Source organism: Microbacterium sp. SORGH_AS_0428 (assembly GCF_031453615.1).
Lineage (GTDB): Bacteria > Actinomycetota > Actinomycetes > Actinomycetales > Microbacteriaceae > Microbacterium.
Map to the genome: position 1 here is coordinate 2,342,722 of NZ_JAVIZT010000001.1, position 17,282 is coordinate 2,360,003.

Annotated in this window: 13 protein-coding genes; 9 read left to right on the forward strand and 4 right to left on the reverse strand. The window is 70.0% G+C overall.

Annotated features, from left to right (window positions below; translation table 11 throughout):
• Positions 1 to 187: 187 nt before the first annotated feature.
• Positions 188 to 955: an ABC transporter ATP-binding protein gene (locus QE374_RS11305; RefSeq protein ID WP_309734951.1), complete on the forward strand. Its 768-nt coding sequence runs from the start codon at positions 188 to 190 to the stop codon at positions 953 to 955.
• Positions 956 to 1,020: 65 nt separating this feature from the next.
• Positions 1,021 to 2,406 carry an FtsX-like permease family protein gene (locus tag QE374_RS11310; RefSeq protein WP_309736676.1) on the forward strand — a complete coding sequence of 462 codons (1,386 nt, stop codon included), beginning with the start codon at positions 1,021 to 1,023 and terminating at the stop codon, positions 2,404 to 2,406.
• A gap of 37 nt (positions 2,407 to 2,443) precedes the next feature.
• On the opposite strand, the gene QE374_RS11315 is transcribed toward QE374_RS11310, so the two are convergent.
• Positions 2,444 to 2,941 carry a hypothetical protein gene (locus tag QE374_RS11315; RefSeq protein WP_309734953.1) on the reverse strand — a complete coding sequence of 166 codons (498 nt, stop codon included), beginning with the start codon at positions 2,939 to 2,941 and terminating at the stop codon, positions 2,444 to 2,446.
• Positions 2,942 to 3,016: 75 nt separating this feature from the next.
• Here QE374_RS11315 and QE374_RS11320 point away from each other — a divergent pair, with 75 nt between their 5' ends.
• Positions 3,017 to 3,625 (forward strand): 2-phosphosulfolactate phosphatase, encoded by a 609-nt coding sequence (locus QE374_RS11320; protein WP_309734955.1) that lies wholly within the window; start codon positions 3,017 to 3,019, stop codon positions 3,623 to 3,625.
• A 4-nt stretch (positions 3,626 to 3,629) separates the two neighbouring features.
• On the opposite strand, the gene QE374_RS11325 is transcribed toward QE374_RS11320, so the two are convergent.
• The 3 genes from QE374_RS11325 to QE374_RS11335 all read right to left on the reverse strand — a co-directional run bounded on the left by QE374_RS11325 (position 3,630) and on the right by QE374_RS11335 (position 5,757).
• The gene (locus QE374_RS11325) at positions 3,630 to 4,118 is read right to left on the reverse strand and encodes a SprT-like domain-containing protein (protein ID WP_309734957.1); all 489 of its coding nucleotides are present in this window, start codon (positions 4,116 to 4,118) and stop codon (positions 3,630 to 3,632) included.
• Positions 4,119 to 4,155: 37 nt separating this feature from the next.
• A complete protein-coding gene (locus QE374_RS11330) occupies positions 4,156 to 4,683 on the reverse strand; it encodes a hypothetical protein (protein WP_137418079.1) in 528 nt (175 codons plus the stop codon).
• Positions 4,684 to 4,890: 207 nt separating this feature from the next.
• Positions 4,891 to 5,757, reverse strand: coding sequence for a fused MFS/spermidine synthase (locus QE374_RS11335; RefSeq protein ID WP_309734959.1), 867 nt, complete (start codon positions 5,755 to 5,757; stop codon positions 4,891 to 4,893).
• Between the two features lie 33 nt (positions 5,758 to 5,790).
• On the opposite strand from QE374_RS11335, the gene pxpA reads away from it, so the two are divergent.
• The 6 genes from pxpA to QE374_RS11365 all read left to right on the forward strand — a co-directional run bounded on the left by pxpA (position 5,791) and on the right by QE374_RS11365 (position 17,276).
• Entirely contained in the window at positions 5,791 to 6,546 is a 756-nt protein-coding gene (gene pxpA, locus QE374_RS11340; RefSeq protein ID WP_309734961.1) for a 5-oxoprolinase subunit PxpA, read from the forward strand.
• Positions 6,540 to 8,075 carry an urea amidolyase family protein gene (locus QE374_RS11345; RefSeq protein ID WP_309734962.1) on the forward strand — a complete coding sequence of 512 codons (1,536 nt, stop codon included), beginning with the start codon at positions 6,540 to 6,542 and terminating at the stop codon, positions 8,073 to 8,075. The genes pxpA and QE374_RS11345 overlap by 7 nt, the downstream gene beginning before the upstream one ends.
• Positions 8,076 to 8,323: 248 nt before the next feature.
• The gene (locus QE374_RS11350) at positions 8,324 to 11,827 is read left to right on the forward strand and encodes a DNA-directed RNA polymerase subunit beta (RefSeq protein ID WP_309734964.1); all 3,504 of its coding nucleotides are present in this window, start codon (positions 8,324 to 8,326) and stop codon (positions 11,825 to 11,827) included.
• Positions 11,828 to 11,871: 44 nt separating this feature from the next.
• Positions 11,872 to 15,747, forward strand: a complete 3,876-nt coding sequence (rpoC, locus tag QE374_RS11355) for a DNA-directed RNA polymerase subunit beta' (RefSeq protein WP_243233149.1) — start codon at positions 11,872 to 11,874, stop codon at positions 15,745 to 15,747.
• Positions 15,748 to 15,867: 120 nt separating this feature from the next.
• A complete protein-coding gene (locus QE374_RS11360; RefSeq protein WP_309734966.1) occupies positions 15,868 to 16,602 on the forward strand; it encodes an alpha/beta fold hydrolase in 735 nt (244 codons plus the stop codon).
• 62 nt (positions 16,603 to 16,664) lie between these two features.
• Positions 16,665 to 17,276, forward strand: a complete 612-nt coding sequence (locus QE374_RS11365; protein ID WP_309734968.1) for a hypothetical protein — start codon at positions 16,665 to 16,667, stop codon at positions 17,274 to 17,276.
• Positions 17,277 to 17,282 lie beyond the last annotated feature (6 nt).

Sequence of the window (17,282 nt, forward strand, 5' to 3'; positions counted from 1 at the left end):
GCAGATGCCACTGTCAGTAACTGGCGCGGATGCGGAAAGGTGTGGCGTCGTCCGCAACGACTGGCGCGGATGCGGAAAAGTGTGGCGCCGTCCGCAGACGCGACCCCCGACGAATCATCCGGCAGAAGGATGCGGATACACCGGGCGGGCGACGCGTCGATCCCGGCCGATTCATAGCGTCGAAGACATGCACATCTCCTCCAGCGAACTCGGCCTCGCCGCGCGCGTCTCGCGGCTCACGAAGACCTACGGCAGCGGCGCCGGCACCGTCCGCGCCCTCGACGACGTCGCGGTCGGCATCCGACGCGGCGAGTTCACCGCCATCATGGGAGCCTCCGGCTCCGGTAAGTCGACGCTCATGCACATCATGGCCGGCCTCGACGCCCCGACGAGCGGATCCGTGTGGATCGGCGACACCGACATCACCGGCCTCGGCGACCGGGAGCTGACCGTCCTGCGGCGTCGTCGGGTGGGCTTCGTCTTCCAGTCCTTCAACCTCGTGCCGACGCTCGACGTCATCGGCAACATCACACTCCCCTTCGACCTCGACGACCGCCGCCCGTCGGCGATCGAGCGCGCGCGGATCGACATGCTCGTCGAGACGCTCGGCCTGCGTTCACGTCTCACGCATCGTCCCCACGAGCTCAGCGGCGGCCAGCAGCAGCGGGTGGCGATCGCCCGCGCGCTCGCCACGGCGCCCGATCTGCTCTTCGCCGACGAGCCGACCGGCAACCTCGACTCCCGAACCGGTCGCGAGGTGCTGGCACTGCTCCGGGCGGCGAGCAGCGAGCACGGGCAGTCGATCGCGATGGTCACCCACGATCCGATCGCCGCGAGCCACGCGGACCGCGTTATCTATCTGGGCGACGGCCGCGTCGTCGCCGACCACCGAGGGCAAAGCGCCGAGCAGATCGCCGCGTTCATGCTCGCCGCGGAGCAGGGAGCCGTCGCGTGAGCGCCGTCGTGCTGCCCGCATCCGGCAGAGGCGCAGCGCCCCTCGCCTGGCTGCGCGAGCGCGGGATGGGGGCGAGCATCCTCGTCTCCGCCATCTCCACGGCGTTCGGGGTCATCCTCATCTCCGCCACCGGATACATCGCCGCGCTCCTGCGGGCGGACCCTTACATCGGCGACAGCGGCACGCTCGCGTTCGTGCTCAGCTTCCTCACCGTCCTGCTGGTGGGCGTCGCGGTCTACGTGGCCGGGGTCGTCACGGCCAACACCTTCGCCACGGTCGTCGCCGGCCGGACGCGGCGGATCGCCCTGCTGCGCCTCATCGGCGCATCGGCGCGTTCGCAGCGTACGGAGCTCGCGCGACAGGGCCTGATCGTGGGCGCGATCGGGGCGGTCGTCGGTCTCGTCGGCGGAACGCTGGTCGCGATCATCGGGGTCGGAGCGGCCGATTGGATGCTGGGGCTCGACGTCTCCTTCACGCCCGTCGAGCCGATGCTCGTCGTCCCCGCGGTGATCGTCGCGCTCACCACGTGGGTCGCCGCATGGGCGGGTTCGCGGCGGGTGCTCACGGTGACGCCCCTCGAGGCGCTCGGCGGCTCCGTGGAAGCGCCCTACGCCCGCGCCGCCCGCCGCACCGGACGCAACGTCACCGCGTTGGTACTTCTGGTTCTGGGCGCGCTCCTTCTCGCCGGCGGAATCGCCTTCGGGCTTCTCAACCCCACCGGCGTGATCATCGCCTTCTTCGGCGGAGTGCTGTCCTTCACGGGGCTCGCGCTCGGCGCGACGTTCGTGATGCCACCCGTCCTGCGCCTGGTCGGCTCGATCTTCGGCCGTTCGGCCATGTCACGCCTGGCTGCCCAGAACGCACTCCGCTACCCCGAGCGCTCGAGCCGCATGGCGATCGGCGTCGTCATGGGCGTCACGCTCATCACGATGTTCGCCGTCGCCATCGCTTCGACGAAGGCGGTGCTCACCGCCGAAGGCGGAGGATCCATGCCGGACGAACTTTCGCGTGTGCTCGACACGTTCTCCGCCGTGATGATGGGACTCGTGGCCGTGTCGGCTGTCATCGCGGGTGTGGGGCTGGTCAACCTGCTGACACTGGGCGTCGTGCAGCGGCGCCGCGAGCTGGGACTGCTGCGCACCCTCGGCGTCTCGAACGCGCAGCTGCGAGCGATGGTGCTGCGCGAGGCCGCCCACATCACGATCGCGGCCACCGCGACCGGGTTGCTGCTCGGCATCGTCTACGGCTGGGCCGGAGCGCAGTCGCTGCTCGGCTCCATTCCGATCGATCCCACCCGCCCGTCAGACCCCACCTTCGTGCTGCCGGCCATCCCGCCGATCCCTGTGCTCGCGATCGTCGCGGCGACGACCGTGCTCACCCTGGTGGCGGCCGTCGTGCCGACCCGGCTCGCCACGCGCGTCGCCCCCATCGAGGCGCTCGCCGAGGCGTGAGTCGTAGGCGGGTCCGTGCCGCGCGGTGCGGACCCGCTCAGGCGGAGGCGGCGGCTTCCGGATCGTGGGCCCACGACGGCGCGAGCGCACGGATGCGGGAGGCCCGCCACTGCCACGTCGCCCACAGCACCGGCCAGAACAGCGGAGCGGTCCGCCCCTCGATCACGAGCCGCTCGCGCCAGAGTGTGCGGCCGTATCCCGCGGGGCTCACCGCCATCTGGTGGTCCCACACATCCAGCGAAGCGAGCGGACCGGTCAGCGGAGCACCGGAGTCGCGGAAGATCCGCACCGGACCGCGGAGCTCGTCGACCGCGCGGTCGCTGACCGAGATGAGCTGGGTCCCGAGGGGCAGGAGCCCACCGGCGAACAACCCCACGGCGACGTCCTGACCGCTCTCCCAGCTGGTCGGTAGCGGGCTGAGCGGCTGCATGTCGATCACAGGGCCGTAGAGCTCGGCGACGGCGCGCGGCGAATGCAGCGCCCGCCAGGCCGCATCCGGATCGCAGTCGATGACGAACTTCAGCAGGATGCGCATGACCCCAGTCTGCCCCGCGCGTCTCGTGACGTCACGCGGCTCGGCGCCGGCGCGGGGTCGTCCTAGTCTGGACGGATGCTCGAGTCCGCCGACCAGTCGCGCTATCAGATCCGCTTCGAGTGGGGGTCGCCGGGGGTGCGCCGGCTCGCCGCATCCGACGTGGTCGTGATCGTGGACGTGCTGTCCGCCTCGACCGAGGTCGTGGATGCGGTCGCCGCCGGCGGCGCGGTCCCGCTCACCGAGACGGGCCTCGCCGAGCTCGCGGGCACCGCCCACGATGCCGGTGCGATCGTCCTGCTCGGCGCGCTGCGCAACGCGGCCGCCGTCGCCGCGGCGGTGCTGGCGGAGCAGCAGCGTCGTGGCGCGCGCACCTCCGTGGCGGTGATCGCCGCGGGAGATGCGGATGCGGCCGGCTGGCGCGTGGCCGTCGAGGATCAGTTCGGCGCGGGGGCCGTCATCGACGCGCTCGGTGCGCTCGGGCTCGACCACACCTCGCCCGAGGCCGCAGCTGCGTGCGAATCGTTCCGCGGGCTGGGCAGCGCGGTGCGGCACCTGCTCACGGCGAGCGCGAGCGGGCAGGCGCTTCTGGAGGCGGGGGCGCGCGAGGCGGTGCTGTCCGCGGCGACGCTCGATGCCGCATCCGCGGTTCCGGTTCTGCGGGACGGCGTCTTCGTCGCGGCGTGAGCGCTCAGCGCGGCGTGGATGCCGCCATCCGCGCGGCACGTGTGATCTCGCGCCGGGTCCAGGTGAACGCGAAGCGCGGGTCGTAGCGCGGCGCGCAGCTCGCGCAGGAGGTCTGGCGGGTCGCCTTGCGGTGCCGGTAGACGACGTGTCCGTTGGGGCACACGCCCACCCAGGGGGCGAGATCCGTGGCCGTCTCGCCGTGGTGGGTGGCGCCGCCGACGTATCCGAGGTCGCGAGCGATGCGCTTCCAGGCCGGGCCGTGTCCGGCGGCCGAGCCCGCCAGCGCGTGCGCGACCTCGTGCAGCAGCGTCTGGTGATTGGTGTCGTCGTCGTAGCGGGCGCTCAGATAGCGCGAGAGGCTGATGCGGCGCTTCGTGTAGTCGCACAGACCCGCGCGGCGCTTCGCATTGTCGAAGCCGAAGCTCCAGCCGTCATCGAGATGCAGCGCGATCAGGGCTTCCGCCCAGACGCGCACGCGCTGCAGATCCGACATGGGAAGAGCGTAGAACGGGCCGCGGACAGCGGGCGGGTCAGCTGGCGACGCTCGCCGCGATGCGGCGGCGATCCACCGTGTCGATGGCGAGCAGCGTCGTCTCGAGCTGCTCCTCGGGCGCGCCGGCCTGCTGGCGCAGGAACAGCGTGCGCTTGAAGTCGGCGCGGGCCGCATCCAGGTCCTCGCCGTCCAGGTGCACCTTGCCGCGGTGCTGGTAGGCGAACGCGGCGATGCCCGCCCAGCCCTGACCCTCGGCCTCCTCGGCGCAGGTCGTGAGCTCGTGCGCCGCGGCGCCGAGCTGTCCGCGCTCCTGCTGGACGGTGGCGTGCAGGATGCGGGCGCGCAGCAGATCCTTGCGGGTGCCGGCCATCCGGGCGGTCCGCACCGTCTGTTCGGCCACGAGGAGCGCCTCATCGAGCTGGTCGGTCACCTTCAACAGCCAGACACGCTCCATCAGCGCGGCGAGGCTGCGCTGCGAGCCGATCTCTTCGAGCCGCTCCAGGCATTCCCGCTCGTCGACGATCTCACGCAGCGTCTCCGGGTGGTGCCCCCTGATATAGCTCACGTTGCTCCCTTCGTGCCGGCGCCGCATCCAGTGTCGCCGACCTCCGCCGCCGGGCGCTTCAGGCACGCCGCATCCACGCCTCCACGGTTCCCCGCGAGACTGCATTTCCCTGACGAGATCACGGGGTTCACCCGTGATCTCGTGCTCGAGATGCAGTCTCGCGGTCAGAGACGACGCTGAGGGGGCGCGGGCGCGCGCAGGCCGGGCTCAGAGCTCGAAGAGGGATGCGGCGGGCTTGGGAGAGGGGGTGGCGGTCGCATCCGTCGCGGGAACCGCGCCGCGCACGAACTCCTCGAGCTCCGCACCGGTCGCGACCTTCGCCGGATGCGGCCCCGCCGCCATCAGGCGCGGCAGCCATGCCGTCGGCAGGGGAGCTGCGGATGCGGCGATCACGAGGTTGCCGAAGCGTCGTCCCTTGAGCGTTTGCACCTCCGCGAGCAGCGCGATCTCCGGCAGAACCTCCCGCACGGTGGCGACCTGCCGCCGTGCGAAGGCGAGTCCCGCGCCGTCGGCGACGTTCACGAGCAGCACCCCGTCCGGGGCGAGCAGGCGGGCGGCGTCGCGGTAGAACTCCACGGTGGTCAGGTGGGCGGGCGTCTGCGCTCCTGCGTACACGTCGGACACGAGGAGATCGACGTTGCCCGCCAGCGATTCTGGCAGCCGCGCGAGTCCCGCCCTGGCGTCCCCGATGCGCACCCGGATCTGCGCCCCGCGCGGCAGCGGGAGGTTCGTGCGCACGAGGTCGACGAGGGCCTGCTCGAGCTCGATGACCTGCTGACGGGATCCGGGACGCGTGTGCGCGACGTAGCGGGGGATGGTGAGCGCGCCGCCGCCCAGATGCACAGCGGTCAGCGGCTGACCGGGCAGGCGCAGCTGGTCGATGACGGCCGCCATCCGTCCGATGTACTCGAAGTGCAGGTGGGTCGGATCGTCGAGGTCGACGTGCGACTGCGGCGTGCCGGCGACATCCAGCTCGAATCCGCTCGTGAACGACGAGGGGACGATGCGGGCGATCGAGCCGTCCGACAGTCGCGCCTCGGGATGCGAGACGTGCTCGTAACGCGCGCGGGCCATGAGTCCACAGTACGGCGGCACTACCGTGTGCACATGCCCTCGATCGATCTGAACGCGGACCTCGGCGAGACCGTCGAGGGAGAGCCGACCGCAGACGATGCGGCGATGTTCGCGCTCATCTCCAGCGCCAGCGTCGCGTGCGGCGGCCACGCCGGCGACCCCGACGCGATGCGGGCTGCGGTGGCGCTGGCCGCGGCGCGGGGCGTCGCCATCGGAGCGCACCCCTCGTATCCCGACCGCGCCGGATTCGGGCGCCGGGAGATGCGGATCGCGCCCGCCCGGCTGCGACGCGAACTCGCGACGCAGCTGCGTGCGCTGCGTGCGGCCGGCGCGGACATCCGGTACGTGAAGCCGCATGGAGCGCTGTACCACGCGGCCGGCGGCGATCCGCTGACGGCGGCGGCGGTCGTCGCCGAGATCGCCGCCCTCGCCGACGGACTCGGCCGACCCGTTCCCGTGCTGGGCCTCGGCGATCGCCTGCGCGAAGCGGCGGCGGATGCGGGCGTCCCGTTCTTCGGCGAGGCGTTCCTCGACCGCGGGTACCTGCCCGACGGCACGCTCGTGCCGCGGGGCATGCCGGGGGCGCTGCTCCACGACGCCGAGCAGGTCGCCGCGCGCGCGGTGCGCCTGGCGACGGCGGGGGAGGTCGTCGCGGTCGACGGCACCGTTGTGCGCACCGAAGCCGTCTCGCTGTGCCTGCACGGCGACACTCGCGAGGCGGTGGAGATGGCCGGAGCCGTCCGCGCGGCGCTGACGGCGGCGGGCGTCGAGGTCCGGGCGCCGTGGTGACCGGCGGGCGGCGCATCCTGCCGTACGGGGCGGGCGGCCTGCTCATCGAGCTCGACGACCTGGATGCGGTGCTGGGGCTGCACGCGGGTCTTGCCGCATCCGTTCCGGGCGGCGTCGAGGAACTCGTCGCAGCCGCGCGCACGGTGCTCGTCCGTTTCGATCCGCGCCGGATCCCGGCGCAGGCGGTGCGGGCGTGGATCGCGGCGACGGATGCGGCGGCGTCGCGGACGGATCCCGGTGCGCCGGAGGTGACGCTCCCCACTGTCTACGACGGCATCGACCTGGCCGCCGCGGGGGACTGGGCGGGGGTGTCGCCCGCGGAGCTCGTCGAGCGGCACGTGCGCACGCCCTGGCGGGTCGCGTTCACGGGGTTCGCTCCCGGATTCGCCTATCTGGTGGGGGAGGCGTGGGACCTCGACATCCCGCGCCTGGATGCCCCGCGCACGCGCGTTCCCGCCGGTGCCGTCGCGCTCGCGGCGGGCTTCACGGGAACCTATCCGCGCTCGACTCCCGGCGGATGGCGCCTCATCGGAACGACCCCCGCGCCGCTCTTCGACCCGGATGCGGTCGCCCCGGCACTGTTGACCGCCGGGACGCGGGTGCGCTTCCAGCCCGAGCGGGCGCGCGTCGCGCTCCCCGCCCCGCCGGCGCCCGCGACGTCGGGCGCGCCGGCGCTGCGCATCGACGCCCCCGGACCGCTGGCGAGCATCCAGGACCTCGGGCGACCCGGCGCCGGCGCGATGGGCATCGCCCTGTCGGGGGCAGCCGATCGTCGCGCGGCGGCCCTCGCCAATCGCCTCGTCGGCTCCGTGCAGACGGCCGCCGTCATCGAGATCCTCCTGGGGCCGTTCCGAGCGACGGCGCTGGCCGATCGATGGATCGCGGTGACGGGCGGCCTGGGCGCGATGCGTATCGACGGCAGGGCCGCCGACCCGCACCGTGCCGTGTTCTGGCCCGCGGGCTCCGTGCTCGAGATCGGCCCCCTCGCCACCGGCCTGCGCGCCTACCTTGCGGTGCGCGGCGGCATCGATGTGCCCCGCAGGGCGGGCTCCCGAGCCACGGACACCCTCGCGGGTCTCGGTCCCGCCCCGCTCGCCGCGGGCGACGAGATGCCCACGGCAGCGGAGATTGCGGGCGAGGTGCCGCCGATCGACGCCGTCGCATGGACGGCGCCCGCTCCCGGTGACGTGACCGTGGAGGTGGTGCCGGGACCGCGCGCCGACTGGTTCGCGGCCGACGCCGGACGCACGCTCTTCGCCGGTCCGTGGCGCGTGTCCGCGGACGCTGATCGGGTCGGTGTGCGTCTGGAGGGCCCCGGTCTGACCCGCATCCGCGCGGGGGAGCTGGCGAGCGAGGCCATGGTCCCCGGTGCGCTGCAGGTGCCGCCGGACGGGCGGCCGGTCGTGCTCGGAGTGGACGGTCCGGTCACCGGCGGCTACCCGGTCATCGCCGTCGCCACGGCCGAGTCCCTGGACCGCCTCGCGCAGGCGAGGCCCGGCACCCGCGTGCGGATCAGGCCCGTCGGATGAGGCCCGGCGGGGTCGACGCGCGGTTATACCGCAGGTCGTGAAACTCGTCAAGAATTCGACTGGACACGGCGCGTCATCTGACATATAGTTGGTCTTTGCGCTCCCTCCTCCCATGCCCTCATATGGTGGTCGGCCTGCGTGCGTGCCCCCGCAGATAGCGGCGTGCGGTGCGAACGCGTCGGGAAGATCGAGCACTCCATCTGACATCAGAATCACGAGCCCCCGCCCGGGCCCATGGAGGTTATCCCTTGGCTGCCGCGCCTCACGCAAGCACCCCCACCACCAAGACCCCCAAGAACGGACGCGGCGCTTCGCGTCTGTCCTTCGCGAAGATCACCGACACGCTGACGGTCCCCGACCTTCTCGCGCTGCAGACGGAGTCCTTCGACTGGCTCGTCGGCAACGACGCCTGGAAGGCGCGTGTCGCCGAGGCCCAGGCCGCCGGTCGCACCGACGTGCCGGCAACGAGCGGTCTCGAGGAGATCTTCGAGGAGATCTCCCCGATCGAAGACCTCAGCGAGACGATGCAGCTGAGCTTCACGAACCCCTACCTCGAGCCCGAGAAGTACTCCATCGAGGAGTGCAAGGAGCGCGGCAAGACGTACGCGGCCCCGCTCTACGTCGAGGCCGAGTTCATGAACCACCAGACCGGTGAGATCAAGACGCAGACGGTCTTCATGGGCGATTTCCCGCTCCAGACCGACAAGGGCACGTTCATCATCAACGGCACCGAGCGCGTCGTCGTTTCGCAGCTCGTGCGTTCGCCCGGTGTGTACTTCGACCGCGTCGCCGACAAGACGAGCGACAAGGACATCGTCTCGGCCCGCGTCATCCCCAGCCGCGGCGCCTGGCTCGAGTTCGAGATCGACAAGCGCGACCAGGTGGGCGTGCGCATCGACCGCAAGCGCAAGCAGTCGGTCACCGTCTTCCTGAAGGCGCTCGGTCTGTCCAGCGAAGACATCATGAACGAGTTCGCGGGCTTCAGCTCGATCGAGGAGACCCTCGAGAAGGACACGATCCTCACCAAGGAAGACGCGCTGCGCGACATCTACCGCAAGCTCCGTCCGGGTGAGCAGGTCGCTGCCGAGGCTGCGCGTGCGCTGCTGGACAACTTCTACTTCTCGTCCAAGCGCTACGACCTCGCCAAGGTGGGTCGCTACAAGATCAACCAGAAGCTCGGTCTCGACACCCCGCTGACCGACTCGGTGCTCACGGTCGACGACATCGTCGCGACCATCAAGTACCTCGTCCGCCTCCACCGCGGCGACACGAGCTTCGAGGGCGTGCGCGCCGGCAAGACGGCCGAGATCCGCATCGACGTCGACGACATCGACAACTTCGGCAACCGCCGCATCCGCGCGGTGGGCGAGCTCATCCAGAACCAGGTCCGCACGGGTCTGTCGCGCATGGAGCGCGTCGTCCGCGAGCGCATGACCACGCAGGACATCGAGGCGATCACGCCCCAGACCCTGATCAACGTGCGTCCCGTCGTCGCGGCGATCAAGGAGTTCTTCGGAACCTCGCAGCTGTCGCAGTTCATGGACCAGAACAACCCGCTCGCGGGTCTGACCCACAAGCGTCGCCTGTCGGCGCTGGGCCCCGGCGGCCTGTCGCGCGAGCGCGCCGGCGTCGAGGTCCGTGACGTCCACCCCTCGCACTACGGCCGCATGTGCCCGATCGAGACGCCGGAAGGCCCGAACATCGGTCTGATCGGTTCGCTCGCCTCCTTCGCGCGCATCAACGCGTTCGGGTTCATCGAGACCCCGTACCGCCGCGTCGTGAACGGTCGCGTCACCACCGACATCGACTACCTCACCGCCAGCGAGGAGAACGACTTCATCGTCGCCCAGGCCGGCGCCGAGCTCGACGCCGAAGGCTCCTTCACGCAGGACCGCGTGCTGGCCCGCCGTGGCCAGGGTGGCGAGGTCGACCTCTTCCCGGTCGACGAGATCGGCTACATGGACGTCTCCCCACGCCAGATGGTGTCGGTCGCGACCTCGCTGATCCCCTTCCTCGAGCACGACGACGCGAACCGCGCCCTCATGGGTGCGAACATGCAGCGCCAGGCCGTGCCGCTGGTTCGCAGCGAGTCGCCCGTGGTCGGAACCGGTATGGAGGGCTACGCGGCCGTCGACGCCGGTGACGTCGTCACCGCCAAGCGTTCCGGTGTCGTGGCCGAGGTCTCCGCCGACGTCGTCACCATCCAGACGGATGAGGGCGGCACCGACGACTACTTCCTGCGCAAGTTCGACCGCTCCAACCAGGGCACGTCGTACAACCAGCGCGTCGTGGTCTCCGCCGGTGAGCGCATCGAGGCCGGCGAGGTCATCGCCGACGGTCCCGCGACCGAGAACGGCGAGCTCGCCCTCGGCAAGAACCTGCTCGTCGGGTTCATGACGTGGGAGGGTCACAACTTCGAGGACGCGATCATCCTCAGCCAGGAGCTCGTGAAGGACGACACCCTCTCCTCGATCCACATCGAGGAGTACGAGGTCGACGCCCGCGACACGAAGCTCGGCAAGGAAGAGATCACGCGCGACCTGCCGAACGTGAGCCCCGACCTGCTGAAGGACCTCGACGAGCGCGGCATCATCCGCATCGGTGCCGAGGTCCGCCCCGGCGACATCCTCGTCGGCAAGGTCACGCCCAAGGGCGAGACCGAGCTGTCGGCCGAGGAGCGCCTGCTGCGCGCGATCTTCAACGAGAAGAGCCGCGAGGTCCGTGACACCTCCCTGAAGGTGCCCCACGGTGAGCAGGGCACGATCATCGCCGTCAAGGAGTTCAACGCCGAGGACGGCGACGACGAGCTCGGCTCCGGCGTCAACCGCCGGGTCGTGGTCTACATCGCCCAGAAGCGCAAGATCACCGAGGGCGACAAGCTCGCCGGTCGCCACGGCAACAAGGGCGTCATCGCGAAGATCCTTCCCGTCGAGGACATGCCCTTCCTCGCCGACGGCACGCCGCTGGACGTCATCCTCAACCCGCTCGGTATCCCCGGTCGAATGAACTTCGGTCAGGTCCTCGAGCTCCACCTCGGCTGGATCGCTCAGCAGGGCTGGAAGGTCGAGGGCAACCCGGAATGGGCCGCGAACCTGCCGAAGGAGGCCTTCGAGGCCCCCGCCGGCACCAAGGTCGCCACCCCGGTGTTCGACGGTGCGTTCGAGTCGGAGATCGCGGGTCTGCTCGACTCGACGAACCCCACCCGTGACGGCGTGCGACTGATCGACTCCAGCGGTAAGACCACGCTGTTCGACGGCCGCAGCGGAGAGCCCTTCCCGGCCCCCATCTCCGTCGGCTACATGTACATCCTGAAGCTGCACCACCTCGTGGACGACAAGATCCACGCGCGCTCCACCGGTCCGTACTCGATGATCACGCAGCAGCCGCTGGGTGGTAAGGCGCAGTTCGGCGGCCAGCGCTTCGGTGAGATGGAGGTGTGGGCCCTCGAGGCCTACGGTGCCGCCTACGCGCTGCAGGAGCTCCTCACGATCAAGTCCGACGACATCCTCGGCCGCGTCAAGGTGTACGAGGCGATCGTCAAGGGCGAGAACATCCAGGAGCCCGGTATCCCCGAGTCCTTCAAGGTGCTCATGAAGGAGATGCAGTCGCTCTGCCTGAACGTCGAGGTCCTCTCGGCCGACGGTACGGCTGTCAACCTGCGCGACACCGATGACGACGCCTTCCGCGCGGCGGAAGAGCTCGGCATCAACATCTCCAGCCGGTTCGAGTCCTCGTCCATCGACGAGATCTGACCCCGGCTCACTCACCGAGATTTATTAGGCACACAGGAGAACCAGTGCTCGAATCCACCACTTTCGACCAGATCCGCATCGGGCTGGCCACGGCCGACGACATCCGTCGTTGGTCCTTCGGCGAGGTCAAGAAGCCCGAGACGATCAACTACCGCACCCTGAAGCCCGAGAAGGACGGTCTGTTCGGCGAGCAGATCTTCGGACCCTCGCGCGACTGGGAGTGCGCCTGCGGCAAGTACAAGCGCGTCCGCTTCAAGGGCATCGTCTGCGAGCGCTGCGGCGTGGAGGTCACCAAGAGCTCCGTCCGTCGCGAGCGCATGGGCCACATCGAGCTCGCCGCACCCGTCACCCACATCTGGTACTTCAAGGGCGTCCCCTCGCGCTTGGGCTACCTGCTGGACATGGCGCCGAAGGACCTCGAGAAGGTCATCTACTTCGCCGCGTACATGGTGATCTCCGTCGATGAGGAGGGCCGCCACCGCGACCTTCCCACCCACGAGAACAACCTGCGTCTCGAGATCAAGAACCTCGGCGACCGCCGCGACGCCCGTGTGGCCGCTCGCCTGGCCGCCCTCGAGGAGGAGCTCGCGACTCTCGAGGCCGAGGACGCCAAGGCCGACGCCAAGAAGAAGGCCAAGGATGCGGCCGAGAAGGAGATGGCTCTCATCCGCAAGCGCGGTGACGAGCAGATCGCCAAGCTCGAGCGCGTCTGGGAGGAGTTCCGCTCCCTCGAGGTCGGCGCCCTGAAGCCCGAGGACGAGATCTTCAACGAGCTCGTCGACCGCTTCGGTCAGTACTTCGAGGCCCACATGGGTGCCGAGTCGATCAAGCGCCGCCTGGAGAGCTTCGACCTGGCCGCCGAGGCCGAGAGCCTGCGTCTGCAGATCTCGGAGGGCAAGGGCCAGCGCAAGATCCGTGCGATCAAGCGCCTCAAGGTCGTCAACTCGTTCCTGTCGACCGGCATGTCGCCGGCGTCGATGGTCCTGGACGTCGTCCCGGTCATCCCGCCGGAGCTGCGCCCGATGGTCCAGCTCGATGGTGGCCGCTTCGCCACCAGCGACCTGAACGACCTCTACCGTCGCGTGATCAACCGCAACAACCGTCTGCGTCGTCTGATCGACCTCGGCGCTCCCGAGATCATCGTCAACAACGAGAAGCGGATGCTGCAGGAGGCCGTCGACGCGCTGTTCGACAACGGTCGTCGTGGTCGCCCCGTCACGGGCACCGGCAACCGCGCGCTCAAGTCCCTCAGCGACATGCTGAAGGGCAAGCAGGGCCGGTTCCGTCAGAACCTGCTCGGCAAGCGCGTCGACTACTCGGGCCGTTCGGTCATCATCGTCGGCCCGCAGCTGAAGCTGCACCAGTGTGGTCTGCCCAAGCAGATGGCCCTGGAGCTGTTCAAGCCGTTCGTGATCAAGCGCCTGATCGACCTCGGTCACTCGCAGAACATCAAGGCCGCCAAGCGCGCCGTCGAGCGCACGCGTCCCGAGGTCTGGGACGTGCTCGAGGAGATCATCCGCGAGCGTCCGGTTCTGCTCAACCGCGCCCCCACGCTGCACCGTCTGGGCATCCAAGCGTTCGAGCCGCAGCTCGTCGAGGGCAAGGCCATCCAGCTCCACCCGCTCGTGTGTGCCGCCTTCAACGCGGACTTCGACGGTGACCAGATGGCTGTGCACCTGCCGCTGTCGGTCGAGGCGCAGGCCGAGGCCCGCATCCTGATGCTCGCGTCGAACAACATCCTGAAGCCGTCGGACGGCCGTCCGGTCACCCTGCCCTCGCAGGACATGATCATCGGCCTGCACCACCTGACCACGGTCAAGGAGGGTGCCGTCGGTGAGGGCCGCGTGTTCGGTTCCGTCGGTGAGGCGATCCTGGCGAAGGACGAGGGCACCCTCGACCTGCAGGCCAAGGTCCGCATCCGCGTCCCCGGTCTGACCTTCCTCGAGGGTGAAGCTCCCGAGGGCTACGAGCGTCACGGTCTCGTCGACGCCTCGCTCGGTCAGGCGATCTTCAACGACACGCTCCCCAAGGGCTACCCGTTCGTGCGCGAGCAGGCCGACAAGGGCAAGCTGTCGCAGATCGTCAACAAGCTGGCCGAGGAGTACCCCAAGGTCGAGGTCGCCGCGTCCCTGGACCGCATCAAGGACGCCGGCTTCTACTGGGCCACGCGTTCGGGTGTGACCGTTGCGCTCAGCGACGTGCTGACCCCGCCCAACAAGGCGGAGATCATCGCGGGCTACGAGAAGCAGGCCGCGAAGGTCCAGTCCCAGTACGAGAAGGGCCTCACGACCGACGCCGAGCGTCGTCAGGAGCTCATCAAGATCTGGACCGCTGCGACCGACGAGGTCCAGGCGGCCATGAAGAGCCACTTCCCGGCCGACAACACCATCAACCGCATGGTGAGCTCGGGCGCCCGTGGTAACTGGCTGCAGATCCGCAACATCGCGGGTATGCGTGGTCTGGTGAACAACCCGAAGGGTGAGATCATCGCCCGCCCGATCATCTCCTCGTACCGCGAGGGTCTGAGCGTGGCCGAGTACTTCATCGCGACCCACGGTGCCCGTAAGGGTCTCGCCGACACCGCTCTGCGTACCGCCGACTCGGGTTACCTGACGCGTCGACTCGTCGACGTGTCGCAGGACGTCATCATCCGCGAGGAGGACTGCGCCACGACCAAGGGTCTGGAGCTGCCCATCGCCGCCGCGGGTGCCGACGGGGTGCTCATCAAGGACGCCAACGTCGAGAACTCCGTGTTCGCCCGTACGCTGGCCGCGGACGTGGTCAGCCCCAGCGGCGAGGTTCTCGCCGAGGCCGGTTCGGATGTGGGCGACGTGCTCATCAACCGCCTGGTCGAGGGCGGCGTCACCTCCATCAAGGTGCGTTCGGTCCTGACCTGCGACTCCGCCGTCGGTGTGTGCGCGAAGTGCTACGGCCGTTCGCTCGCGACCGGCAAGGTCGTCGACATCGGCGAGGCCGTCGGCATCATCGCGGCCCAGTCGATCGGTGAGCCCGGTACCCAGCTGACGATGCGTACCTTCCACACCGGTGGCTCGGCCTCGGCCGAGGACATCACGCAGGGTCTGCCCCGCGTGCAGGAGCTCTTCGAAGCGCGTACCCCCAAGGGGTCCTCGCCCATCGCAGAGGCCGACGGGCGCATCACGATCGAAGAGACCGAGAAGCAGAAGAAGGTCATCCTCACGCCCGACAACGGTGACGAGCCGCACGTCTACCCCGTGCTCAAGCGCGCCACCCTGCTCGTCGAGGACGGCCAGCGCGTCGAGGTCGGTCAGCCCCTCCAGGTCGGCACGCTCGACCCGAAGGAGATCATGCGCGTCATGGGCGCCCGCGAGGTGCAGAAGTACCTCGTCGGCGGTGTCCAGGGTGTGTACCGGTCGCAGGGTGTGCCGATCCACGACAAGCACATCGAGGTCATCGTCCGCCAGATGCTGCGCAAGGTCACCGTGGTCGACCACGGCGACACCACGCTGCTGCCCGGTGAGATGGTCGACTCGCGTCGCTTCATCGACATCAACCGCGCATCCGTCGCCGAGGGCAAGCGCCCCGCGTCGGGCCGCCCGGAGCTGATGGGTATCACGAAGGCCTCGCTCGCGACCGAGTCGTGGCTGTCGGCCGCTTCCTTCCAGGAGACGACCCGCGTTCTGACGCAGGCCGCGATGGAGGGCAAGAGCGACCCGCTCGTGGGCCTGAAGGAGAACGTGATCATCGGAAAGCTGATCCCCGCGGGGACCGGCCTGTCGAAGTACCGCAACGTCACGGTCGAGGCGACCGAAGAGGCCAAGAGCGAGCGGTACCCCAACCGCATCTTCGCCTCGGACGGCGCGTACAGCGACTCCGATCTGAGCTATGTCGACTTCGACAGCTTCTCGACGGACGACTTCACGCCCGGGACCTATAACTGATCGAGGCGGTCCCCGACTGACGACGAAGGCCCCCGAGCTCCGGCTCGGGGGCCTTCGTCGTTCCCCGTCCGCATAGCGGGCATTCGGCTCGCGCCAAGCCCCGCCGGTTACCGTGTCGGCATGCAGCTCGCCGTCCGCTCCGCAGGTTCCGGTGCGCGCACCGCGATCCTCATCCACGGCATCATGTCCGACTCGCGGGCGTGGCATCGCGTGAGCGGCGACCTCGAGGCGGCCGGGTTCCGCGTGATCGCCGTTGACCTCGCCGGACACGGGCGCAGTCCTCGCGCCCGGAGCTACTCGCCGGGAGCCTGGGCCGAGGACGTCATCGAGACGCTGGAGCCGATGCTCGCGCACGCTCCGGATCTCATCGTCGGGCACTCCCTCGGAGCACTCGTGGCGAGCATCGTGGCCGAGCGGCTCGCGCCCCGCGCCGCCGTCTACGTCGACCCCGCCTTCGCCTTCCCTCGTGGAGTGCGCGGGCTCGCGTACAAGCTCGCTTTCGCCGTCGCCCCCAAGCCGCGTCGCGGGATGCTGCGCCGCATGAACCCCGGCTGGAGCACGCAGGACATCGACCTCGAGCTGGCGTCGCTGCAGGCATGGGACAAACGCACCATCCTCGGCCTCGCCGACACCCGCGCGCTCGTCGCGCCGCGTCGGCCCCGGCAGCCGAGTCTCGTGGTGCTGGCCGAGAAGAGTCTGCTGATCACGCGCGCCGTGGCCGCCGCGATGCGCGGGGACGGCCTCACGGTCACGGTGCTGCCGGGGGCGGGGCACACCGTCTTCCGCGACGACCACGCGGGGTTCATGGGACTCGTCCACGGCTGGATCGCCGATCACCTTTCCGCCCGCGCCTGAGGCCGCGTGCCGCTGCCTCGCTTCGCCGGATGCGGCGCGTAGCGTGGACGGGGGAGGACGGCGTGGCACGGATCGGCGGTCGCAACAGCTTCATGGCGTGGGTCGTGGGGCTCGGCAGCGCTGCCGTGGTGGCGGTGCTGGTGGTCCTCGCCCTCCCCGCGATCCCGGCGGGCATCCAGATGGTCGGCGACACCCTGCGGTCCTCAACATCCGCGCCCATCGCTCAGGGCGAGGAAGCCGCCCCCCGACCCACCTCGTCCACCCCGCTGTGTCAGGGTCTCTACACGGAGGCGCTGTGGGCGGAGCTGACCCAGCGCGCCGGCGGAGCGCCCGTGCAGGACACGAGTGCGCCGCGCGTGTCGGCGACCACGCTTGCGGCCTCTCTGGCCCCGGAGGTGACGGTCTCGTGCACGTTCACCGGCATCAACACCGGTTCGATCGTGACGACCGTGGCGAAGGTGGATGCGGGCGCCGCCCGTGTCGCGCGTTCGACGCTGGAGACGGCGGGCTACGAGTGCGGTGACTTCGGCGACGGCGTGCGCTGCCGCCTGACCACCGCGGACGGTGCGGAGGACCAGGTCATCCGTGACGGCACGTGGCTGGCGAGCGTCTTCACGGGGTGGCACCCCGATCGCTACACCGAACGCGTCGCGCTGCAGCTCTGGGCGAACTGAGCGCAC